This is a genomic window from Variovorax sp. GW821-FHT10B04 (assembly GCF_059415645.1).
This window is the reverse complement of record NZ_JBWKNQ010000010.1, coordinates 1-22,283: the sequence shown is the minus strand read 5'-3', so window position 1 is coordinate 22,283 and position 22,283 is coordinate 1. Positions and strand designations below refer to the sequence as shown.

Sequence of the window (22,283 nt, the reverse complement as noted above, 5' to 3'; positions counted from 1 at the left end):
GCCTCAGGCCTTCTTCTGGTAGCCGGGATGCCAGCGGAGCCACCATTGCTCCAGGCCGCGCGCGAACAGGTCGGCCAGCTTGCCCAGCAGCGCATACAGCAGGATGCCAACCAGCACGATGTCGGTCTGCAGGAACTCGCGGGCGTTCATCGTGAGGTAGCCGATGCCCGATTGCGCCGAGATGGTCTCGGCCACGATCAGGATCACCCACATCAGTCCGAGCGAAAAGCGCAGGCCGACCAGGATCGACGACAGCGCGCCCGGCAGGATCACTTCCTTGTAGAGTTGCCAGCGCGTGAGCCCGTAGGTGCGACCCATCTCGATGAGCTGCGGGTCGACGTTGCGGATGCCGTGGAAGGTGTTCAGGTAGATCGGGAAGAACACCGAAATGCTGATCAGGAACAGCTTGGCCGACTCGTCGATGCCGAACCACAGGATCACCAGCGGGATCAGCGCGAGCGCCGGGATGTTGCGCACCATCTGGATCGTCGAGTCGAGCAGCGTCTCGAAGAAGCGCACCGAGCCGGTCAGCAGCCCGAGCGCGAGCCCGAGTCCGCCGCCGATCGCCAGGCCGCCGAGCGCCCTGCCCGCACTGACCTTGACGTGCGTCCAGAGTTCACCCGAAGCAGTGAGCTTCCACGCGGCCTTGACCACGTCGACCGGTGCCGGCAGCACCCGCGTCGACAACCAGCCGAGCGACGACGCGACCTGCCAGACGGCGATCAGCGCGACCGGCACCAGCCAGGGAATCAGCCGCTGCGCCGAACGCAGGGCGAACTGGCGCAGCGCCGGGCCGATCACCGGTGGCACGTTCAGGCTGCTTGGCGGCAGTTCATGGACTTGTTCGTTCATCGCGGTGCTCAGCTCTGCGAAACGAGGCGCGACGGCGCATCGAGATTGGCGACGACCTCGCCGAACGGGCCTGTCAGCGTCTGGCCCGGCAAGCCGGGGCGCTGCTTGCGCGGCAGCAGCGGGAACACCAGTTCGGCGAAGCGGTACGACTCCTCCAGGTGCGGATAGCCCGAGAGGATGAAGTTGTCGAGCCCGAGCGCCGCGTATTCCTCGATGCGCGCGGCCACGGTCTTCGCGTCGCCGACCAGGGCCGTGCCCGCACCGCCACGAACCAGGCCCACCCCGGCCCACAGGTTCGGGCTGATCTCGAGGTCCTCGCGCTTGCGCCTGGCGCCGCCGGCGTGCAGCGCGGCCATGCGGCGCTGGCCGACCGAATCCATCTTCGAGAACGCGGCCTGCGCACGGATCACCGTCTGGTCGTCGACGCGGCTGATCAGCGACTCGGCCGCCTTCCAGGCTTCGTCCTCGGTCTCGCGCACGATCACGTGCAGGCGGATGCCGAACTTCACGTTGCGGCCCTTGCGGGCTGCGCGCGCCTTCACGTCGGCGATCTTCTTCGCGACTTCGGCGGGCGGCTCGCCCCAGGTCAGGTAGGTGTCGACCTGTTCGGCGGCCAGCTCATGGGCGGCTTCGGACGAACCGCCGAACCAGACCGGCGGATACGGCTTCTGCGTCGGCGGGAACAGCAGCTTCGCGCCCTTCACGCTCAGGTGCTTGCCCTCGTAGTCGAAGCTCTGGCCGTCATGGCTGCGCGCGATGATCTCGCGCCAGATGCGGATGAATTCCGCCGATTGCTCGTAACGCGATGCATGGTCGAGGAACACGCCGTCGCCTTCGAGCTCGGCCTGGTCGCCACCGGTCACCAGGTTCACCAGCACGCGCCCGCCGGACAACCGGTCGAAGGTCGCCGCCATGCGCGCAGCCAGGCTCGGCTGGTGCAGCCCCGGGCGTACCGCGACCAGGAACTTCAGCCGGCTCGTCGCGCCGATCAGGCTCGACGCGATGACCCACGGGTCTTCGCAGGAGCGGCCGGTCGGGATCAGCACGCCTTCATAGCCGAGCCGATCGGCCGCGCCGGCCACCTGCTGCAGGTAGGCCAGGTCGACCTGGCGCGCACCTTCGGTCGTACCGAGATAGCGGCTGTCGCCGTGCGTGGGGAGGAACCAGAAGATTTGCATGGGAAGTCCTTGTCTGGAAGCGCCGCCGAGATGCGCGGCGCAGTCGCCGTCAGGCGATGCTGGCGCCAGCGGCGTCGAGCACGTTGATCTTCTTGGGGATCAGCTTCAGGTCGAAGAAGGTGTCGGCAATGCGCTGCTGCTCGGCCAGGATCGCCTTCGTGATCGGCGTGGTGCCGTAGCCCGACCGGCCGACCGCCACGTCGACGACGGGCTTCGGGATGCCCCACAGCGCCGACAGCTCGGTGGAGAACGCGTCCTTGTTGGCAACGGCCCATTGGTCGATGCGGTTGATCTCTTCCGTCACGATGGCCAGCACGTCGGCGTTCTTCGCGACGTAGTCGAGCGACGAGAAGTAGTAGGCGCGGTTGCCCACCACGCCGGTGGCGTCGGCCAGCACGCGGGCGTCCAGCGTCTTCTCGGCGGCGGCGAGGAACGGGTCCCAGATCACCCAGGCGTCGATCGAGCCCTTCTCGAACGCGGCACGGGCATCGGCCGGCGGCAGGTAGACCAGGTTCAGGTCGCTGTACGGCAGGCCGGCCTTCTCGAACAGCTTGACGATGAAGTAGTGGACGTTCGAGCCCTTGTTCAGCGCGATCTTCTTGCCGCGCAGGTCGGCCACGGTGCGGATCTGCGAGTCCTTCGGCACCAGCACCGCTTCGGACTGCGGACGCGGCACGGTCGCGGCGACATAGGCCAGCGGCGCACCGGCGGCCTGCGCGAAGATCGGCGGCGCTTCGCCGACGTCGCCGAAGTCGATCGAGCCGACGTTGAGCGCCTCGAGTTGCACCGGGCCGGCCGTGAACTCGGTCCATTTGACCGAGACGTTCAGCGGGGCAAGCCGCTTTTCGAGCGTGCCGCGGCCCTTGAGCAGGTTCAGGCTGCCCTTCTGGTTACCGACGCGCAGCGTGCGCGCGGCACCCGCCGGCTGCGCGAGCGCGGCGAAGGCAGGCAGTGCGAGAGTGGCGGCAGCGCCCTGGATCAGGCGGCGGCGGGGTAGCGAGATGGAGGTCATTCGAGGTCCGTTGTCTGTGTTCGGGATGCGTTCGTCCCGGCCGCGCATCGGCGGCGTTGTGCGGGACAGGAAAAGTGACGGGTCGGGCGCTGCGGAAAGCCGCGCAGGCACGGCGACCGCAGCACGCGGAGCGACGACGGGCGGCCGGATCGGCGCCAGCCCGTCAGACGCTACATCGCACCGACGAGAACGCGACCGGCGCGAAACCCTGCGCCGGCGCCAGCTTCAGGCCTTCGGTGGCCAGCGTCTCGACCGCCTCGTCGAGCCGGTGCGCGAGGTCGGCATGGACCTGGTAGGCGCGCTCCGGCGTGAGCGTGATCTGCGCATCCGAGGCGTACACGCCCGGAAGGATGTGCCGCGCCGACAACGACTGCAGCACCGGCCGCAACGCGTAGTCGAGCGCCAGCATGTGGTGCGGACTGCCGCCGGTGGCCAGCGGCAGCACCGTCTTGCCCTTCAGGGCGTCCTGCGCGAGTAGATCGAGAAAGACCTTGAGCACGCCGGAATACGCCGCCTTGTAGACCGGCGTCGACACCACGATCACGCGGGCCTGTGCGACCTGCGCGATCGCGCGCTCGATGGCCGGATGGCCCCATTCGGCCAGCAGCAGCGGCTGCGCAGGCAATTCACGGATGGTCAGCCGGTCGATCGATGCGCCGCGCCGTGCGAGGCGTTCGCCCACCGACTCCAGCAGCGCGGTGGAGCGCGACGGAGCGGAAGGGCTTCCGGCAATGAGAAGAACAGTCACGCAGCAGCTTTCGTTCGTTTCGTCGTCTTATTTCACGTAGATCTGGTCGAACGAACCGCCGTCAGCGAAGTGCGCCTTGTCGGCCTTCGTCCAGCCGCCGAAGGCTTCGTCGATGGTGAACAGCGTCAGCTTCGGGAACTGCTTGTCGTACTTCGCCTTCGCTTTTTCGGACGTCGGGCGGTAGTAGTTGCGGCCGGCGATGTCCTGGCCTTCGTCCGAGTACAGGTACTTCAGGTATTCCTCGGCGACGGCACGCGTGCCCTTGCGGTCGACCACCTTGTCGACGACGGCCACAGTGGGCTCGGCAAGGATGCTGATCGAAGGCGCGACGATGTCGAACTTCTCGGGACCGAATTCCTTCAGCGCCAGGTAGGCCTCGTTCTCCCAGGCCAGCAGCACGTCGCCGACGCCGCGCTGGACGAAGGTGATGGTCGAGCCGCGCGCGCCGGTGTCGAGCACGGGCACGTTCTTGAACAGCTTCGCGACGAAGTCCTTGGCCTTGTCGTCGCCACCGTACTTGCGCTTGGCGAATTCCCAGGCGGCGAGGTAGTTCCAGCGTGCGCCACCCGAGGTCTTCGGGTTCGGCGTGATCACCTGGACGCCCGGCTTGATCAGGTCGTCCCAGTCCTTCACACCCTTCGGGTTGCCCTTCTTCACGAGGAACACGATGGTCGAGGTGTAGGGCGCCGAGTTGTGCGGCAGGCGCTTCTGCCAGTCGGGCTTGACCAGGCCGCCGTTGGTGACGAGCGCGTCGGTGTCGCCGGCCAGCGCCAGCGTGGCGACGTCGGCATCGATGCCGTCGATGATCGAACGGGCCTGCTTGCCCGAGCCGCCGTGCGACTGCTTGATCACCACGTCCTGACCGGTCTTGGCCTTCCAGTACTTGGCGAAGGCGGCGTTGTAGTCGACGTAGAGCTCGCGCGTCGGGTCGTACGACACGTTGAGCAGATTCACGGTCTGCGCAAACGACGGCAGAGCCGCAAGGGCCATGCTCGTGCCCAGCGCGGCACCGATGGAAAGCTTGATAAAGTCGCGGCGAAGGCTCATGGGGTTCTTTCGGAGGCAATCAGCAGTAGAAGCTGCGGATTCTGGAAGTCGCCCCTTCAAACAGGAACTACCGTTTATTCAGTTCCTAATAGCCAAATCAACTAAGGCGGCCGGTCCGGCCACCACAACCCACTTCAGAAAGCAGTCCCCAATGGCACGCATGGTCCAGTGCATCAAGCTCGGCAAAGAGGCCGAAGGCCTCGATTTCCCGCCCTACCCCGGCGACCTCGGCAAGCGCCTTTGGGAAAACGTCAGCAAGGAAGCCTGGGCCGCCTGGCTCAAGCAGCAGACGATGCTGGTCAACGAAAACCGGCTGAACCTGGCCGACCTGCGCGCGCGCCAGTACCTGGCCCGCCAGATGGAAAAGCATTTCTTCGGCGACGGTGCCGACACGGCGCAGGGCTACGTACCGCAGGCTTGACTCTCCCCCAGGCTTCGGCGCACTGCGTGTCGCCTTTCGCCAACCCCCTTCCGGGGGCAACACCGACGGACTGGCGAAGCCAGATCCGTGGTGTTGCTGGAATAAATGCCGATGAGTGAGGCTGTGACCTGGCGCGCCGACGGCGTGCCGATGAGCGCGCGCTTCGGCGACATCTATCACACCGAAGCCGGTGCGCTGGCGCAGTCGCGGCATGTGTTCCTGGGCGGCTGCGGGCTGCCGAAGGCCTGGGCCGGTGCAGCACAGTGGCGGGTGCTGGAGACCGGTTTCGGCTTCGGCCTCAACTTTCTGGCGGCCTGGCAGGCGTGGCGCGACGATCCGCAGCGCGCGACGCTGCTGCACTTCGTGTCGATCGAGGCGCACCCGGTGTCGGCCGACGACCTGCGGCGCGCTGCGTCGGCCTATCCGGCGCTCGCCGATCTGGCCGGCCTGCTGGCGGCGCAATGGCACGGCCTGCTGCCCGGATTCCACCGGCTGGCTTTCGATGGCGGGCGCGTCCTGCTGACACTGTGCATCGGCGACGTGCAGGCGATGCTGCGCGCGCAGCACTTCGAGGCCGACAGCATCTTTCTCGATGGCTTCAGCCCCGATCGCAACCCGGCGATGTGGTCGCCCGAGACGCTCAAGGCGGTGGCACGTTTTGCGCGGCGCGGCACCCGCATTGCAACCTGGACCATCGCGCGCGCCGTTCGCGACGTGCTCGCGCAAGCCGGCTTCCAGGTCCGCAAGGAAAAGGGCCTGCCGCCCAAGCGCGACTGCCTGCAGGGCGTCTATGACCCGACCTGGGCGCCACGCCGCCGCACGCCCGAAGCGCTCCCCGCAACGCCAGGCCGCTGCGCCGTGATCGGCGCCGGGCTGGCTGGCGCGGCCGTCGCCGCGAGCCTCGCGCGGCGCGGCTGGCGCGTGACCGTGATCGACGCGGGCGCAGGCCCCGCCGCGGGCGCCTCGGGCCTGCCGGTCGGCCTGATGGCGCCGCACGTGTCGCCCGACGACGCGCTGCTCTCGCGGCTCACGCGGGCCGGCGTGCGCGCGACCTGGCAGCAGCTCGAAACGATGCTGCAGGCCGGCGCCGACTGGCGGCCGACCGGCGTAGTCGAACGCCGTGGCCCCGCCGACGTGCGCCTGCCCGCCGACTGGACGCCCGATGGGCCGAACGAATCCTGGCACGCATCGGCGGCGCAGTTGGCCGACGCGGGGCTTCCGGCCGACGCGCAGGCGCTGTGGCATGGCCGCGGCGCCTGGGTGAAGCCCGCACGGCTGATCGATGCCTGGCTCGCGCAGCCCGGCATCCGCTTCCAGGCCGGCAGTCGGGTCGCGCGGGTGGAACGCGTCGCGGCCGGTGCTTGGGCCGCGATCGGCAGCGATGGCCAGACGCTTGCGCAGGCCGACCGGATCGTGATCGCCACGGGCGCCGACAGCCATGTGCTCGTGTCCGGCTTCCCGCTGCAGCCGGTGCGTGGCCAAGTCAGCTGGGGGCGCATGGCCGACGCGGCAACGCCGTCGTCGATGCCTGTGGTCCCGATCAACGGCGACGGCCACCTGATCGCGCAGGTGCCCGACGCGGACGGCGACTTCTGGCTGGCCGGCGCCACCTTCGATCGCGACAGCCGCGACCTGCAGGCGCACGCTGCGGACCTCGAGGCCAACCGCGCCCGGCTGCTGCGGCTGCATCCGGGCGCCGCCGCCCTGCTGAACACGGCCTTCGCCGATGGCCGCGTGGCCTCCTGGACCGGCATCCGCTGCGCTTCCGCCGACCGCCGCCCGCTCGTCGGGCCTTGCGACGCTACCGCGCAGGACGGCGTCTGGCTCTGTACCGCGATGGGCTCGCGCGGCCTGAGCTTCGTCGCGCTGTGCGCCGAGCTGCTCGCAGCGCGCTGGCATGCGGAGCCCCTGCCCTTGCCATCCCGGCTGGCGGCGGCGTTGGACACGGCCCGCACGCGCGCCGCATCACGGTCCGCCGATTAGAAAGTTGGAAAGGCTTCCGCGATGGGGCGCGTGGCCCGGTTGCCGAGCTGTAGGCGAAGCGCGCAAATCCCGCCCGCGCTGCAGGCGGGGTCCCACAATCCGCGCATGCCCGTCCGCTACGCCATCACCCACACCACGATCTACAAGTACAGCCAGCCCGTCACCTTCGGCGAACACCGGGTGATGTTCCGCCCGCGCGACAGCCACGATCTGCGCGTGCTGGCCACCGACCTCCAGGTCAGCCCCGAGGCCATCGTGCGGATGATCCAGGACCCGCACTCCAATTCCGTCGCGCTGGTGCAACCGCTGAAGCCCGCGACCGAGCTGCGGCTGGTCTGCAGCTTCACAATCGAGCGGGCCGACGTGTCGCAGGACCTGTCGCTGCTGTCGCCGTCCGCGGAGTACCTGCCCTTCGCTTATTCGCTGCAGGACCGGCTCGACCTGGAGCACTACCTGCGGCCGCACCATGACGATCCGGGCGGCAAGCTGATCGCCTGGGCGCATCAGTTCTTTCGCCACGACGGCCCGACCGGCACGCGCGACCTGCTCGGGCGCATGAACCAGTTCATCAACCAGAACTTCCGCTACGAAACGCGCGACGAGGAAGGCACGCAGTCGCCGCTGCAGACGCTGGCGCTCGGCAGCGGCAGTTGCCGCGACTACGCCTTGCTGATGATGGAGGCCGCGCGCCGGCTCGGCGTGGCGACGCGCTTCGTGTCGGGCTATCTCTATGACGCCGCGCTCGACGTGAACGCCGCACCGATCGGCGAGACGACGGTCGGCGCCGGTGCCACGCACGCCTGGCTGCAGGCGTACCTGCCGGGCGCCGGCTGGGTGGCGTACGACCCGACCAACAACCTGCTCGGCGGCAGCCAGTTGATCCGCGTCGGGGTGGCGCGCGACCCGGCCTTTGCGGCGCCGGTGTCGGGCAGCTGGTTCGGCGAGGCGGACGCCTATGTCGGCCTGGAAGCCAGCGTGACGGTCACGCGGCTGGCGGGCTGAGCCCTGCCCGCCGGCCCGCCGCTTCGCCTGCCTGCCCGCTTACTTGCCGCCGCTCGACTCGTGGTGGCCGCCGAATTCCTTGCGCATCGCCGACAGCACCTTGTTCTGGAAATCGGCCTCGCCGCGTGAGGCGAAGCGCGAGAACACCGCGCTGGTGAGCACCGGTGCGGGCACCGCTTCGTCGATCGCGGCCTGGATGGTCCAGCGGCCTTCACCGGAGTCGGACACCCGGCCCTTGAACTGGTCGAGGCCCGGGTCGGCCTGCAGCGCCTTGGCCGTGAGGTCCAGCAGCCACGAAGCCACCACGCTGCCGCGCCGCCAGACTTCGGTGATGTCGCCGAGGTCGAAGTCGTACTGGTAGTGCTCGGGATTGCGCATCGGCGTGGTTTCGGCGTCGACCGCGTGGTCGCGGTGGCCGATGTTGGCCGACTTCAGGATGCCGAGGCCTTCGGCATACGCGGCCATCATTCCGTACTCGATGCCGTTGTGGACCATCTTCACGAAGTGGCCCGCGCCGTTCGGGCCGCAGTGCAGGTAGCCCTGTTCGGCCTGCGTCGGTTCGCCTGCGCGGCCGGGCGTGCGGTCGATGCTGCCGATGCCGGGCGACAGCGTCTTGAAGATCGGCTCCAGCCGCTTCACGGCCTCGACCTCGCCGCCGATCATCATGCAGTAGCCGCGCTCCTGGCCCCAGACGCCGCCGCTGGTGCCGACGTCGACGTAGTGCACGCCCTTGGCGGCGAGTTCCTTGGCACGGCGGATGTCGTCGACGTAATACGAGTTGCCGCCGTCGATCAGCACGTCGTCGGCGTCGAGCAGCGGCAGCAGCGCGTCGATGGTCGCGTCGACCACCGCGGCCGGCACCATCAGCCACAGTGCTCGCGGCTTGGCCAGCTTCTGCAGCAAATCGGCCGTCGAGGCAGCGCCGATCGCGCCGTCCGCGGCCATCGCCGCCACCGCATCGGGCGAGCGGTCGAACACCACGCATTCGTGCCCGTTCTTCATGAGGCGACGCGCCATGTTGGCGCCCATCCGGCCGAGGCCGATCATTCCTAGTTGCATGCCTGACTCCTGAGATCCTGAGGAAAATACCCCGAGGTTAGCCGCTGGCACGGCCATGCACCCCGGACGCGCGACAATCGCAGCCCGCCGCGGTGCCTGCCGCAGCAGATCGGCTTATCCGGAAATACACGTCGAACGCCTCGCAACCCGCATGGATGCTGGCGAATATGCTTATCCGCATAAGGCGCGAATCAAAAAATAGTTTGCTTCCATAAAGCGTGCGTCTACAGTCCGCGGCTCCTCGCAGCCGACGTGGACGCACGCCCTCTCGCAAGACACACGATGTACCAATACACAGATTTCGATCGCCAGTTCGTGCGCCAGCGCGCCGCGCAGTTTCGCGACCAGCTCGAGCGCTGGCAGGCCGGCAAGCTCGCAGAAGACGAATTCCGGCCGCTGCGCCTGCAGAACGGCTGGTATGTGCAACGCTATGCGCCGATGCTGCGCGTGGCCGTGCCCTACGGCGAACTGTCGAGCGCGCAACTGCGTGTGCTGGCCCGCATCGCGCGCGAGTACGACGAGCCGGAAGCCGAGGTCTACAAGACCGCGATCGAGAAGCAGGGCCTGCTGGGTTCCGTGAAGCTGCCGACGCACTACGGCCACTTCACCACCCGCCAGAACGTCCAGTACAACTGGATTCCGCTGTCGAAGAGCGCCGACGTGATGGACCTGCTGGCCAGCGTCGACATGCACGGCATCCAGACCAGCGGCAACTGCATCCGCAACATCACGAGCGACGAGCGCGCCGGCATCGCGGCCGATGAGATCGCCGATCCGCGCCCCTTCGCGGAAATCATGCGGCAGTGGAGCACGCTGCACCCCGAATTCGCCTTCCTGCCGCGCAAGTTCAAGATCGCGATCACCGGCGCCACCGAAGACCGCGCAGCCACCGGCTGGCATGACGTGGGCCTGCATCTGATCAAGAACGAGGCCGGCGAGCTCGGCTTCCGCGTGCAGGTCGGCGGCGGCATGGGCCGCACGCCGATCGTCGGCACCGTGCTGCGCGAGTTCCTGCCCTGGAACCAGATCATGAATTACCTCGAAGCGGTGATCCGGGTCTACAACCGCTACGGCCGCCGCGACAACATCTACAAGGCGCGCATCAAGATCCTGGTGAAGGCCGAAGGCCAGCGCTACATCGACGACGTCGATGCCGAATACAAGCAGATCCTCGAGCACGACGGCGCGCCGCACACCATCACCCAGGCCGAGTACGACCGCGTGGCGGCGTCCTTCGTGCCGCCGGCGCTCGCCACCCGCGTGCTGCAGAGCGCCGAACAGACCGACGCCGCGCTGCGCACCCAGGCGGCCGACGACGTTCAGTTCGCACGCTGGCTGCAGCGCAACGTCGCGCCGCACCAGAACCCCGCGCTGCGCGCCGTGACGCTCTCGTTCAAGCGCCTGAAGCAGGCGCCCGGCGACGCGTCGGCCGACCAGCTCGACATCGCCGCCCAGCTCGCCGACCGCTTCAGCGCCGGCGAGGTGCGCGTGACGCACGACCAGAACCTGCTGCTGCCCTGGGTCCATGCCGAAGACCTGCACGCGCTATGGCTCGCCGCGCGCGAAGCCGGCTTCGCGAGCGCCAACGTGCGGCTGCTGACCGACATGATCGCCTGCCCCGGCGGCGACTTCTGCGCGCTGGCCAACGCGCGCTCGATCCCGATCGCGGAAGCCATCACCGAGCGTTACCAGGACCTCGACGAGCTCGACGACCTGGGCGAGATCGACCTGCACATCAGCGGCTGCATCAACTCCTGCGGCCACCACCACAGCGGCCACATCGGCATCCTGGGCGTCGACAAGGACGGCAAGGAGTGGTACCAGGTGACGCTCGGCGGCGCCGACGGCTCCGCGCTGAGCGGTGCCGCGCAAGCCGGCAAGGCGGTCGGCCCGTCGTTCTCGGCGGCCGAGGTGCCGGACGTGATCGAGGCGGTCCTCAACACCTACCGCGATACGCGCTCGCAAGGCGAAACCTTCATCGACACGCTGCGGCGCGTCGGGCCTGACCCGTTCAAGACCGCGGCCAATGGCGCGCGCTTCAAGGCGGAGGTGGCAGCATGAAGAAGCTCCAATTGATCGCGTCGGAAGACCATGTCGACGACGGCAACCCGAAAGTGCTGAAGCTGCAGAACGACGCCGATCCGCAGGCGCTGGAAACGGCGCTGGACGGCATCGAGCGCATCGACCTGCACTTCCCCAAGTTCACCGATGGCCGGGCCTACAGCCAGGCCTTCCTGCTGCGCCGCCGCCTGGGCTTCCAGGGCGACATCCGTGCCACCGGCGACGTGCTGATCGACCAGCTGGTGCAGATGGAGCGCACCGGCTTCACGAGCGCGGTGCTGAAGGAAGGCGTCGACGCCGCCGATGCGCAGCGGCAGTTCGATCGCTTCCCGGCGTTCTACCAGGGCGATGCGGTGCAGACTGCGCCGCACTTCGTGCAGCCCGCAGCCGGCGCCTGAGCCGGCATCGCGCGGCCCGCAGGCCGCGCCTGAGGCACGCACGCATCGCGCCGTGCGCTGCCTCGGACTCCGGCCCGCTCCATATCCAGGACAGCGCCGGAATCGTCCCGCAACCCGCATGAACACTGGGGCATTTGCTTATCCGCATAAAGCGCGAACTAAAAGATCGTTTGCTTTCATAAGGCCTCTCCCTAAAGTTCAGTTCTCCACCGGAATCCAGCCCAATGAGCATCGATCTCACACACGTCAACGCTGAACTCGGCCGCAATGCGAACGGCCTCGTGGACTGGGCCATCGGCCTGGGCCAGCCCGCGATCATCACCACCAACTTCCGCCCTTTCGAAGCGGTGATCCTGCACATGGTCACGCGCGCCAAGCCCGACGTGCCCGTCATCTGGATGGACAACGGCTACAACACCGACGCCACCTACCGCTTCGCCGACGAAGTGACGAAGCAACTGAAGCTGGACCTGCACATCTACCTGCCGCGGCGTTCGCGCGCACATCGCGAAGCGGTGGAAGGCCCGACGCCGGCGCTCGACGATCCGCGCCACGCCGCCTTCACGGAAGAAGTGAAGCTCGAACCCTTCGCGCGCGCCTTGCGCGAGACGGCACCCAAGGTCTGGTTCACCGCGCTGCGCGCCACCGACACCGCGGTGCGCGCGCAAATGGACCCGGTCAGCGTCAACCCGGACGGGCTGATCAAGGTCGCTCCGCTGCTGCACTGGTCGTCCAAGGAGCTGTACGCCTATTGCGAGGCACACGGCCTGCCGAACAACTTCGACTACGTCGACCCGACCAAGGGCGAAGACAACCGCGAGTGCGGCCTGCATCTCGCGCACTGACATTCCAGCGACGACATTCCCGCGATGAACGCCCGAACCGAACCCGATCTCCTGCAGACCCCGATGCAAGCCACCGCGCCCCACGCCAGCATTTCCAACACGCATCTCGACGCCCTCGAAGAAGAAGCGATCTTCATCCTGCGCGAGACCGCAGCGGCCTTCGAGCGCCCCGCGCTGCTGTTCTCCGGCGGCAAGGATTCGCTGGTGCTGCTGAAGTGCGCCGAGAAGGCCTTCGGCGTGGGCCGCCTGCCTTATCCGCTGTTGATGATCGACACCGGCCACAACTTCCCCGAGGTCACGGACTTCCGCGACCTGCGCGCCAGGGAACTGGGCGCCAACCTGATCGTGCGCAGCGTCGAGGACTCGATGGCACGCGGCACGGTGCGGCTCGCGCATCCCGGCGAATCGCGCAACGCGCACCAGTCGGTCACGCTCCTGGAGGCGATCGAGGAATTCCGCTTCGACGCGCTGATCGGCGGCGCCCGCCGCGACGAAGAAAAGGCCCGCGCCAAGGAGCGCATCTTTTCGCACCGCGACGCCTTCGGCCAATGGCAGCCGAAGGACCAGCGGCCCGAACTGTGGACGCTATTCAACACGCGCCTGGCACCGGGCGAGCACTTCCGGGTGTTCCCGATCTCCAACTGGACCGAGCTGGACGTCTGGCAGTACATCGAGCGCGAGCACGTTGCGCTGCCGTCGATCTACTACACGCACAAGCGCAACGTGGTCGAGCGCCGCGGCCTGCTGGTGCCGGTGACCGACCTCACGCCGCCGCGTGACGGCGAAACCGTGCAGGTGCGCGACGTGCGCTTCCGCACTGTCGGCGACATCACGACGACCTGCCCGGTGGAAAGCCTGGCCGCCGACGCGGGCGATGTGGTGATCGAGACGCTCACGGTCGACGTGAGCGAACGCGGCGCCACGCGGATGGACGACATGACGTCCGAAGCGTCGATGGAAAAACGGAAAAAAGACGGATATTTCTGACCCACCCCCGTCCCTCGCTCACTTCGTGTAGCTCGACTCCCCCCTCAAGGGGGCGGCACCGGCGGCCCGGCGAAGCCGGTTCCGCGGTGTCCCTGGAAAGAAACCTATGAATGCAACCGCTTTTTCATCTCCTGCTGCTGCCGCAACCGACACCGGTACCGCCCTGCGCTTCATCACCTGCGGGTCGGTCGACGACGGCAAGAGCACGCTGATCGGCCGTTTGCTGGTCGACAGCAAGACCGTGCTGCAGGACCAGCTCGCGGGCGTGCAGCGCGGCGGCGAGACCGACCTGGCACTGCTGACGGACGGGCTGTCCGCCGAGCGCGAGCAAGGCATCACGATCGACGTGGCCTACCGCTACTTCTCGACCGCCACGCGCAAGTTCATCATCGGTGACGCGCCCGGCCACGAGCAGTACACGCGCAACATGGTCACGGCCGCTTCGAGCGCCGACGCGGCCGTGGTGCTGGTCGACGCGACCAAGCTGCGCTGGGCCGCCGAAGCCGATGGTGGCGACGTGCTGACGCACGAGCTGCTGGCGCAGACACGTCGCCATACGCTGCTGTGCAGCCTGCTGCGCGTGCAGTCGATCGTGTTCGCCGTGAACAAGCTCGACGCCATCGCCGACGCGGCCACGGCCTTTCAGCGCATCTCGGCCGCTCTTGCGCGCTTTGCCGATGCAGCGAACGTCACGGTGGCGGCGGTCGTGCCGATGTCCGCGCTCAAGGGCTGGAACGTGGTCACGCCCCACGCCGGCTGGTGCGGCTACGCCGGCCCGAGCCTGCTCGAATTGCTCGAAGCCCTGCCGGTGACCGTGCAGGACGAGGCCGTGCCCTTCGCCTTCCCGGTCCAGTGGGTCGAAAAGTTTTCGTCGTCGTCGGACACCTCGCAGGGCCGCCGCGTGTTCTGGGGCCGCGTGGCCAGCGGCCATGTGGCGCCGGGCCAGGAAGTCACGGTGTTGCCGAGCGGCAAGACCGCGACGGTCGCCCAGGTGCTGAGCCACACGCGCCAGCCTGGCACCGTGCATGCCGGCCACAGCGCCGGCATCGTGCTCGACCGCGAACTCGACGTATCGCGCGGCGACTGGCTGCTCGCACCCGGCGCCTTCGAACCCGTGCGGGAGATCACCGCCACGGTCGCCTGGCTCGACGACGAGCCGCTGGTGGCCGGGCGCATCTACTGGGCGCTGCAGGGGCACCGCTGGGTGAAAGCCAAGGTCGCGCGCATCGTCGATCGGCTGAACATCACGACGCTCGACGCCGAGCCCGCCACGCAGCTCGAAGCCAACGCCATCGGCGATGTGGTGCTCGCACTTCAGCAGCCGCTGGCCGTGCTGCCCTTCGCGCAGTCGCGCGCGCTGGGCTCGCTGGTGCTGGTTGACACTGCTTCCCACAGGACTTCGGCCGCCGTCCTCGTACGGCCGGCTGCCTGAGCCTTTAAAATCCGGGTTTTCCCCGTTTCTACCTGCCAAGATTCCTTCGGCCACAAGACCAAATGACCCACGTCGTCTCCGATTCCTGTATCCGCTGCAAATACACCGATTGCGTTGACGTGTGTCCCGTGGACTGTTTCCGCGAAGGTCCGAACATGCTGGTGATCGATCCGGACGAGTGCATCGATTGCGCCGTCTGCATCCCCGAATGCCCGGCCAACGCGATCTTTGCCGAAGAAGACCTTCCGGCCGACCAGATCGCCTTCATCAAGATCAACGCCGAGCTGGCGCAGGCCGATGGCTGGAAGAGCATCACCAAGCGCAAGCCCGCGCTGCCGGATGCCGACGAGTGGAAAGACAAGCCCAACAAGCTGTCGGAGCTGGTGCGCTGAGCCAGGCGGCATCCCTTCCGATCGAAACCGACGCACTCGTCATCGGCGCCGGTCCGGTTGGGCTGTTCCAGGCCTTCCAGTTGGGCCTGCTTGAAATCTCCTGCCACGTCGTCGACGCACTGCCCCACGCGGGCGGCCAGTGCGTCGAGCTGTATGGCGACAAGCCGATCTACGACATCCCGGGTGTGCCTTCGACCACGGGCCGAGGGCTGATCGACGCGTTGCGCGAGCAGGTGGCGCCCTTCCATCCGCAATTCCATTGGGGCGAGCAGGTCGCGACGCTGACGCGCACCGACGACGGCCGGCTGCTGCTCGGCACTTCGGGCGGGACGCAGTTCCTGGCAAGAACGGTGTTCATCGCGGCCGGTGTCGGCGCCTTCGTGCCGCGGCGCATCGCGCTCGACGGCATCGAAGCCTTCGAAGGCAGCCGCCTGTTCTATCACCCTGCTTCGCTGGACCGATTCATCGGTCGGGCCGTGGTGGTGAACGGCGGGGATACGGCGGCGATCGAAGCGGCGCTGGATCTGGCCGGGCAGGCGAAGCAGGTCACGCTGCTGCACCGCCGCGACGTCTTCCAGGCGGACGATGCGCTGGTCGCCACGATGCGCGCGCAGGTTGCCGCAGGCTCGCTGCAGTTGCTGATCGGCCAGCCGACCGCTCTCGACGCCACGCAGTTGCAGGTCGCCACACCCGATGCGCAGACCGTCACGTTGCCGGTCGATGCGCTGCTCGCCTTCCACGGCATCTCGCCGCGGCTCGGCCCGATTGCCGACTGGGGCCTGGCGATGGAACGCAAGCAGGTGCCGGTCGACACCGCGAAGTTCGAGACATCGGAACACGGCGTGTTCGCGGTCGGCGACATCAACACCTATCCGGGCAAGCGCAAGCTGATCGTCTGCGGTTTCCACGAAGCCACGCTGGCCGCCTGGGGCGCCACCGCGATCGTGTTCCCCGGCAAGGCCATACCGCTGCAGTACACGACGACCAGCACCCGGCTGCACACGCTGCTGCAGGTCGGTTAGCCACACGGTGCGCGCCGCGCGCGCCTAGAATCCAGACCGCCCTGCCAGTGCAGGGCCATCGCTAGGGGTGCTGGCCGTCGAAGGACGGTCGGCTGAGAGAGTCCCTTTGAACCTGATTGAGGTAATCCTCGCGCAGGGAAGCAGCTTGGGTGGCAGCACGTCGTCTCGCGTGCATGCACCGCCATCCAACCGCGACCTGCCGATCATTTTGCAGGGAGCCCATGGATGGCACAGCCTTCAGATCTTCATCGGCAACCGGTGCGTCGCCACGGGCGCGAAGCCGTGGTCGAGCGGCCCATGCCCGGCACCGATCCGCACATCGGCACCGGCGCGCATCGCGCCAAGCAGGTAGCCACGCGCCTGCTGCACGGCCTCGGGCAGCGTGCGGCCCAGCGCCAGAAACGCGGCAATGGCCGACGACAGCGTGCAGCCGGTGCCGTGCAGGTTGCGGCTCGCGATGCGGGCCGAACCGAAGCGCTGCGACGGTCGGCCGGCTTCGGCCAGCACGTCGACGATTTCATCGCCTTGCAAGTGGCCGCCCTTGAGCAGCACAGCCGGCGCGCCGAGCGCGAGCAGGTCGCCGGCCGCGCGCTCGAGCCCGTCGACGCCATCGATCGAGCGGCCGATCAGCAAGGCCGCCTCGTCGAGGTTGGGCGTGACCACGCGCACGCGCGGAAACAGCTCGCCGACCAGGCGCTGCACCGTGTCGCCCTGGATCAGGCGATCGCCGCTGGTCGCGACCATCACCGGGTCGAACACCACGTTCGGCAGCCGGTAGCGGTCGATCGCCCACGCCACCACCTCGACCACCTCGGGCGAGTGCAGCATGCCGAGCTTGACCGCGTCGACGCCGATGTCCTCGACCACGGCCTCGATCTGCGCGCGCAGGAAATCCGCCGGCACTGCATGGATGCCACGCACGCCACACGTGTTCTGTGCGGTCAGCGCGGTGATCGCCGTCATGCCGTAGCAACCGAGCGCCGCGAAGGTCTTGAGATCGGCCTGGATGCCGGCACCGCCGCCGCTGTCGGACCCGGCGATCGAGAGCACGCGCGCGTAGCGCAAGGGAGCGTTGGTCATTCCCAAAATTATCGGACAGGCCCATGACCGCGCCGTCATCGCTTCCGTTCGACAAGGCAACGGTGCTCGGAGCCGGGCTGATGGGCCGCCTCGTTGCGGTCGCGCTGGCCCGGCGCGGCTGCGCGGTGTCGCTGCACGAGGCGTACGGCCCCGACGCCGACGGCGCGGCGGCGCGCGTGGCCGCAGCGATGCTCGCGCCGCTGGCCGAGTCTGCGATCGCACCGCTTTCGGTCGCGCGCATGGGTCACTACGGCCTGCGGCGCTGGCCCGAACTGCTGGCGGAACTGGCGCGGCCCGTGTTCTTCCAGCGCGAAGGCACGCTCGTGCTGTGGCACCGGCAGGACGCCGCCGAGGCTGCGCGCTTCGCGGCCACGCTCGAACGCAATGCGCAGGCGCTGCCCGAATTGCCCGCGCTGCAGCGGCTCGACGCAGCCGGCATCGCCGCGCTAGAACCCGATATCGGCCAGCGCTTCATGCAGGGACTGTGGCTGCCCGGTGAAGGACAGCTCGACAACCGCGCCCTGCTCGCGGCGCTGCTGGCGACGTTGCAAGCCTTGCCGAACGTGCAGCTCCACTGGCACAGCCCGCGCACACCGGAAGACTTCGCATCCGACGCATCCGAGCGCGTGATCGACTGCCGCGGTCTCGGCGCACGGCCTCAATGGCCCGCGCTGCGCGGTGTGCGTGGCGAGGTGATCCGCGTGCATGCGCCCGAGGTTGGACTGACGCGGCCGACACGGCTCGTGCATCCGCGCTATCCGCTCTACATCGCGCCCAAGCCCGACGGCGTGTTCGTGATCGGCGCGACGGAAATCGAGTCCGACGACATGTCGCCCGCCAGCGTGCGGTCGACGCTCGAACTGCTGAGCGCCGCCTACACGGTGCACAGCGGCTTCGCGGAGGCACGCATCCTCGAGATCGCGGCGCAGTGCCGTCCCACGCTCCCCGACAACCTGCCGGAAGTCCGCCAGTTGCAGCCACGCGTGCTGCAGGTCAACGGCCTGTACCGACACGGCTTCCTGATCGCCCCGGCCCTGCTGGACCGGACCCTGGAACTGCTGAGCCATCCCGTGCCATGAACGTCCTGATCAACGACACGCCCTACACCCTGACCGAAGGCGCCACGCTGGCCGATGCGATCGCCGCGCTGGCGGCCGTGCCGCCCTACGCCGCCGCCGTCAACCGCGCCTTCGTGCCGCGCTCGGCCCATGCCGGGCACGCACTGCAGCCGGACGACCGCATCGAAGTGATCCGCCCCGTGACGGGTGGCTGACCCATGAAGAACACACCGATGAACGACAACGCGAGCGATGGCCCAATGGCCGATCCACTGGTTCTCTACGGCCAGGCTTTCCCGAGCCGGCTGCTGCTCGGCACCGCGCGCTACCCATCGCCCGACGTGCTGGAGGCCGCCGTGCGGCGTGCACGGCCGGCGATGCTGACCGCGTCGCTGCGCCGTCAGACGGCCGCAGCCACGCCCGCGGGCAGCGCGAGCGACAACGGCTTCTGGACGCTGTTGCGCCAGCTCGGCGTGCCCGTGCTGCCCAACACCGCGGGCTGCCACAGCGCGCAGGAGGCGATCGCCACGGCACAGATGGCACGCGAGCTGTTCGACACGCCGTGGATCAAGCTCGAACTGATCGGCGACGACTACACGCTGCAGCCCGACACGCTGAACCTGGTCGACGCGGCCTCGCAGCTGATCCGCGATGGCTTTCGCGTGCTGCCTTATTGCACCGAAGACCTGGTGCTGTGCCGCCGCCTGGTCGACGTCGGTTGCCAGGCCGTGATGCCGTGGGCGGCACCGATCGGCACCGGGCGCGGCCCGGTCAACCCGTATGCGCTGCAGATGCTGCGCGAGCGACTCGAGGTGCCGATGCTGATCGACGCCGGGCTCGGCCTGCCCTCGCACGCCTGCCAGGTGATGGAGTGGGGCTACGACGGCGTGCTGCTCAACACCGCGGTGGCGCTTGCGCAAGACCCGGTCGCGATGGCCGGCGCCTTCGCCGATGCCGTCGATGCCGGCCGTGCGGCCCACCGCGCCGGCGCAATGCGCGCACAGGACAGCGCCCAGCCGAGCACGCCCGTGCTCGGTACCCCTTTCTGGCACCAGTCATGACCCGATCCCTTGCACAAGAAATCTTCGAAGCGCACACCGAGCGCTTCGGCACGGCGGCCGCTCCGACGGACGTCACCGACGCCGTCACCCGCGACGATCCGGTCTACCGCGCCGCCAAAGAGGCTTGCCTCCGCCTGGGCTTCATCGCGCGCGACGCCGAATGCCTCGCGCAGGCCTGGGCTGCGCGCAGCGAACGACTCGGATTCGACGCCGCTGCCTGGCCCGACGACCCAATCGACTTCGGCCTTCGCCCATGGCCGCGCGAGGGCGCCTTCGCGCCGTGCCCGGCCGCGCTGGGCCTGTACGCCGTGCTGCCGGACGCCGCCTGGATCGGCCGCATGGCGCGGGCCGGCGTGCCGACGCTGCAGTTGCGCTTCAAGTCGGACGACGCGGCAGCCGTCACCCGCGAGGTACACGCCGCCATCGACGCCGTTGCCGGCACCGGCGCGTTGCTCTTCATCAACGACCACTGGCAGGCGGCCATCGATGCCGGCGCCTATGGCGTGCACCTCGGGCAGGAAGACATCGACACCGCCGAGCTCGGCGCCATCCGCCGCGCCGGGCTGCGCCTGGGCCTGAGCACGCACGGCTATGCAGAGCTGCTGCGCGCCGACGCCTGGAGCCCGAGCTACATCGCGATGGGTGCCGTGTTTCCGACAACGCTCAAGCAGATGGCAACAGCGCCGCAAGGGACCGCGCGGCTCGCCGCCTATGCGCGGCTGATGCGCAACCGCTCGCTGGTGGCGATCGGTGGCATCGACTTCGCGCGGCTGCCCGAGGTGCTGGCCAGTGGTGTCGGTTCGGTGGCGGTGGTACGCGCGCTGGTCGCGGCGGCATCGCCCGAAGCGGAGGCCGAGCGCTTCATGCGTGCGCTGCAAGGACGCTGAAAATGAAAAGGCCCGCTATCTTTAGAATAGCGGGCCTTCCAGGAACCACGAGGGTTTGTTTTGGCTCCCCGAGGAACGCTCACTACGAACCAATTTGCTGGTTGTCGCGCGGCCCGCTGCTCTGCGCCAGGGCAACGCGCGCGCGATGTCAGAGTTCGCTGCAGCAGCCTCGTGAGGCAAAATCCGCTCGGCGTGACCGGCCGCTCTCGGCCAGGACCGGACCTTCCGGCGCGCCGTACAACTCGGGCAGAATTCGTTCGTCATAGTCCAGGCTCGACACCGCAGAGGTCGTCGTCAGCAGTCCTTCGTACTCAGGTCAAGAATGATGTTTCATAGACGATTTTTCTCGACCTTCGGATGCGGCGTCTGCCTCGCCATAGCTGGATGTGCAGCGAGCTCAGCGCCACAGCCCGCCCCCTCTGGAATCGCCAGCCAGAGCAAGACCCCTCTGACACACAAAGTCGACTTCAAGGTGAAGCGAGCGACGAGTGGTTTCGAGCTTCAGGACAAGGTGTTGAACATCGGGGTAAGCCGCCTCACTGACCGGAATGGACGCAAATGGACGGCCTACGACCCCGAGATACTGAATAGCCGCCACGTTGCGTCCGCTGTCGTCGTGACGCCGCTTCCGGACGAAGGGCGATACGCTGAACCTCGGCTGAAGGTCGTGCTCAGCCCAGAAGGCCACGAAGTCCTTGAGAAGGCAACCGGCCAGATTGTTGGGCAGACCATCGTCGTCCTTATCGACGGCGAAATACGTTCTGTGGCGGTCATCCGCAGCGCTATCACGAGTGGCTCGCTCCAGCTGAGCATCGACGGGGCCAAGCTGCCTGAGCTGCAACGGCTTGCTCAAGGGCTTGGTGGCGTATGACGCCCGAGGTCGACTCACGGCCAGGAGCAGCCGGTCAACCTTGGCTCAAAATTAGCGAGAAAGGGGCCACATGTAGCCGTCACTGGAGAAGCGCCATGCGACAAGAAATCACCCTGAATATTGCGTATGACCTGTCCGATGAGGAGTGGGCAAAGGTCGCGGGAGTCTATGCGTCGCTGGATGGCTGGCTAGGCGACCAAAACGGCGCGGCTTGGTACGGTCGAGAAGGTGACGCGCGGTACATCGGAGTCTCGGTAGAACCCGGCGGTATCCAGTTTTTTGGCGAGGTCGAGACGCCTTTGTGGACCGGGTGGCTCACGGTTCTGTGCGCCAGAATGTCCCTGGCGTTAGGGCGCGAAGTCCATGATGCCGAAGTCTGAAGTCGGCCAGAATCGGACGGTCAAGGCCGGCTCAGAATTTCGCCTTCTACGCATCTCCTAAGCATTTCCATCATGACACCTGCAGACGCGAAAGCAGATCTTGAGAAACGTCTAGCCCAGGCTGGATTCGACTTGGAGCGCCCGGACCTCGAGACTGCCTGGAAGGCCTTCCGAGAGCATCTTGGCGTTGAGGTCGTCGGCGCCAAGGACTACGTTCTAGTAGATGTCGGTCTCTGCGATTTCGACTTTCAACCGTTTCGGCCCGCGTTCAAAGTTGACTTCTGTCGCCAGTTCGGGTTCTTCGGCGAAGGTCAGTTCCAAGGCTATGAGCAGCTTCACCTGATGCTCTATTTTCCGGCGACTGCGGCCCTGGTCGGGTTCACCGCTGACCTCTTCTCGGATGACGGCGAAGAGCGCGGACCGTTTCAAAACGAAGTAGAGCGGTCAGCCGCCTTCGTCAAGGCTCGCTCACTCAAGTGCACCGCTGCGGCTCTGGACTACTGGCCG

Annotated in this window: 24 protein-coding genes and 1 riboswitch; of the genes, 17 read left to right on the top strand and 7 right to left on the bottom strand. The window is 67.7% G+C overall.

Going from position 1 to position 22,283, the window contains the following annotated elements:
• Positions 1-3: 3 nt before the first annotated feature.
• The 5 genes from ssuC to AC07PZ_RS22650 form a co-directional block, all read right to left on the bottom strand.
• A complete protein-coding gene (ssuC, locus tag AC07PZ_RS22670; RefSeq protein ID WP_495297409.1) occupies positions 4-852 on the bottom strand; it encodes an aliphatic sulfonate ABC transporter permease SsuC in 849 nt (282 codons plus the stop codon).
• Positions 853-860: 8 nt separating this feature from the next.
• Positions 861-2,030 (bottom strand): FMNH2-dependent alkanesulfonate monooxygenase, encoded by a 1,170-nt coding sequence (gene ssuD / locus AC07PZ_RS22665; protein ID WP_495297408.1) that lies wholly within the window; start codon positions 2,028-2,030, stop codon positions 861-863.
• 49 nt (positions 2,031-2,079) lie between these two features.
• A complete protein-coding gene (locus tag AC07PZ_RS22660) occupies positions 2,080-3,042 on the bottom strand; it encodes a sulfonate ABC transporter substrate-binding protein (protein WP_495297407.1) in 963 nt (320 codons plus the stop codon).
• A gap of 163 nt (positions 3,043-3,205) precedes the next feature.
• On the bottom strand, positions 3,206-3,790 hold the full coding sequence (ssuE, locus tag AC07PZ_RS22655; RefSeq protein ID WP_495297406.1) for an NADPH-dependent FMN reductase: 585 nt from the start codon (positions 3,788-3,790) through the stop codon (positions 3,206-3,208).
• 27 nt (positions 3,791-3,817) lie between these two features.
• A complete protein-coding gene (locus AC07PZ_RS22650; RefSeq protein WP_495297405.1) occupies positions 3,818-4,837 on the bottom strand; it encodes a sulfate ABC transporter substrate-binding protein in 1,020 nt (339 codons plus the stop codon).
• A 151-nt stretch (positions 4,838-4,988) separates the two neighbouring features.
• Between AC07PZ_RS22650 and AC07PZ_RS22645 the strand changes: the two genes are divergently transcribed.
• The 3 genes from AC07PZ_RS22645 to AC07PZ_RS22635 all read left to right on the top strand — a co-directional run bounded on the left by AC07PZ_RS22645 (position 4,989) and on the right by AC07PZ_RS22635 (position 8,243).
• Positions 4,989-5,258 carry an oxidative damage protection protein gene (locus AC07PZ_RS22645; protein WP_495297404.1) on the top strand — a complete coding sequence of 90 codons (270 nt, stop codon included), beginning with the start codon at positions 4,989-4,991 and terminating at the stop codon, positions 5,256-5,258.
• A gap of 111 nt (positions 5,259-5,369) precedes the next feature.
• Positions 5,370-7,241, top strand: a complete 1,872-nt coding sequence (gene mnmC / locus AC07PZ_RS22640) for a bifunctional tRNA (5-methylaminomethyl-2-thiouridine)(34)-methyltransferase MnmC2/FAD-dependent 5-carboxymethylaminomethyl-2-thiouridine(34) oxidoreductase MnmC1 (RefSeq protein ID WP_495297403.1) — start codon at positions 5,370-5,372, stop codon at positions 7,239-7,241.
• Between the two features lie 105 nt (positions 7,242-7,346).
• Entirely contained in the window at positions 7,347-8,243 is an 897-nt protein-coding gene (locus tag AC07PZ_RS22635; RefSeq protein ID WP_495297402.1) for a transglutaminase family protein, read from the top strand.
• Between the two features lie 39 nt (positions 8,244-8,282).
• Here AC07PZ_RS22635 and gnd read toward each other — a convergent pair whose 3' ends face one another.
• The gene (gnd, locus tag AC07PZ_RS22630; RefSeq protein ID WP_495297401.1) at positions 8,283-9,302 is read right to left on the bottom strand and encodes a phosphogluconate dehydrogenase (NAD(+)-dependent, decarboxylating); all 1,020 of its coding nucleotides are present in this window, start codon (positions 9,300-9,302) and stop codon (positions 8,283-8,285) included.
• Positions 9,303-9,584: 282 nt separating this feature from the next.
• Here gnd and AC07PZ_RS22625 point away from each other — a divergent pair, with 282 nt between their 5' ends.
• The 7 genes from AC07PZ_RS22625 to AC07PZ_RS22595 all read left to right on the top strand — a co-directional run bounded on the left by AC07PZ_RS22625 (position 9,585) and on the right by AC07PZ_RS22595 (position 16,439).
• The gene (locus AC07PZ_RS22625; RefSeq protein ID WP_495297400.1) at positions 9,585-11,363 is read left to right on the top strand and encodes a nitrite/sulfite reductase; all 1,779 of its coding nucleotides are present in this window, start codon (positions 9,585-9,587) and stop codon (positions 11,361-11,363) included.
• Positions 11,360-11,761, top strand: coding sequence for a DUF934 domain-containing protein (locus AC07PZ_RS22620; RefSeq protein WP_495297399.1), 402 nt, complete (start codon positions 11,360-11,362; stop codon positions 11,759-11,761). Before AC07PZ_RS22625 ends, AC07PZ_RS22620 begins: the two co-directional genes overlap by 4 nt.
• 224 nt (positions 11,762-11,985) lie before the next feature.
• Positions 11,986-12,606: a phosphoadenosine phosphosulfate reductase domain-containing protein gene (locus AC07PZ_RS22615; protein ID WP_495297398.1), complete on the top strand. Its 621-nt coding sequence runs from the start codon at positions 11,986-11,988 to the stop codon at positions 12,604-12,606.
• Between the two features lie 24 nt (positions 12,607-12,630).
• Positions 12,631-13,593 carry a sulfate adenylyltransferase subunit CysD gene (gene cysD, locus AC07PZ_RS22610; protein ID WP_495297397.1) on the top strand — a complete coding sequence of 321 codons (963 nt, stop codon included), beginning with the start codon at positions 12,631-12,633 and terminating at the stop codon, positions 13,591-13,593.
• A gap of 106 nt (positions 13,594-13,699) precedes the next feature.
• A complete protein-coding gene (locus tag AC07PZ_RS22605; RefSeq protein WP_495297396.1) occupies positions 13,700-15,025 on the top strand; it encodes a sulfate adenylyltransferase subunit 1 in 1,326 nt (441 codons plus the stop codon).
• Positions 15,026-15,087: 62 nt separating this feature from the next.
• Entirely contained in the window at positions 15,088-15,417 is a 330-nt protein-coding gene (gene fdxA, locus AC07PZ_RS22600; RefSeq protein WP_495297395.1) for a ferredoxin FdxA, read from the top strand.
• Positions 15,375-16,439 (top strand): NAD(P)/FAD-dependent oxidoreductase, encoded by a 1,065-nt coding sequence (locus AC07PZ_RS22595; protein ID WP_495297394.1) that lies wholly within the window; start codon positions 15,375-15,377, stop codon positions 16,437-16,439. The genes fdxA and AC07PZ_RS22595 overlap by 43 nt, the downstream gene beginning before the upstream one ends.
• A 53-nt stretch (positions 16,440-16,492) precedes the next feature.
• Positions 16,493-16,595: riboswitch (TPP riboswitch) on the top strand.
• 81 nt (positions 16,596-16,676) lie between these two features.
• Here the strand turns inward: AC07PZ_RS22595 and thiD are convergent.
• A complete protein-coding gene (gene thiD / locus AC07PZ_RS22590) occupies positions 16,677-17,519 on the bottom strand; it encodes a bifunctional hydroxymethylpyrimidine kinase/phosphomethylpyrimidine kinase (RefSeq protein WP_495297393.1) in 843 nt (280 codons plus the stop codon).
• Positions 17,520-17,542: 23 nt separating this feature from the next.
• On the opposite strand from thiD, the gene AC07PZ_RS22585 reads away from it, so the two are divergent.
• The 7 genes from AC07PZ_RS22585 to AC07PZ_RS22555 form a co-directional block, all read left to right on the top strand.
• Entirely contained in the window at positions 17,543-18,598 is a 1,056-nt protein-coding gene (locus AC07PZ_RS22585; RefSeq protein ID WP_495297392.1) for an FAD-dependent oxidoreductase, read from the top strand.
• Positions 18,595-18,792: a sulfur carrier protein ThiS gene (gene thiS, locus AC07PZ_RS22580; RefSeq protein ID WP_495297391.1), complete on the top strand. Its 198-nt coding sequence runs from the start codon at positions 18,595-18,597 to the stop codon at positions 18,790-18,792. Before AC07PZ_RS22585 ends, thiS begins: the two co-directional genes overlap by 4 nt.
• 18 nt (positions 18,793-18,810) lie before the next feature.
• Entirely contained in the window at positions 18,811-19,638 is an 828-nt protein-coding gene (locus tag AC07PZ_RS22575; RefSeq protein WP_495297592.1) for a thiazole synthase, read from the top strand.
• The gene (locus AC07PZ_RS22570; protein WP_495297390.1) at positions 19,635-20,525 is read left to right on the top strand and encodes a thiamine phosphate synthase; all 891 of its coding nucleotides are present in this window, start codon (positions 19,635-19,637) and stop codon (positions 20,523-20,525) included. Before AC07PZ_RS22575 ends, AC07PZ_RS22570 begins: the two co-directional genes overlap by 4 nt.
• Before the next feature lie 472 nt (positions 20,526-20,997).
• A complete protein-coding gene (locus AC07PZ_RS22565; RefSeq protein ID WP_495297389.1) occupies positions 20,998-21,396 on the top strand; it encodes a SecDF P1 head subdomain-containing protein in 399 nt (132 codons plus the stop codon).
• 95 nt (positions 21,397-21,491) lie between these two features.
• Positions 21,492-21,776 (top strand): hypothetical protein, encoded by a 285-nt coding sequence (locus tag AC07PZ_RS22560; RefSeq protein WP_495297388.1) that lies wholly within the window; start codon positions 21,492-21,494, stop codon positions 21,774-21,776.
• A 72-nt stretch (positions 21,777-21,848) separates the two neighbouring features.
• On the top strand, positions 21,849-22,283 hold a 435-nt coding region (locus AC07PZ_RS22555; RefSeq protein ID WP_495297387.1), incomplete at its 3' end, for a hypothetical protein.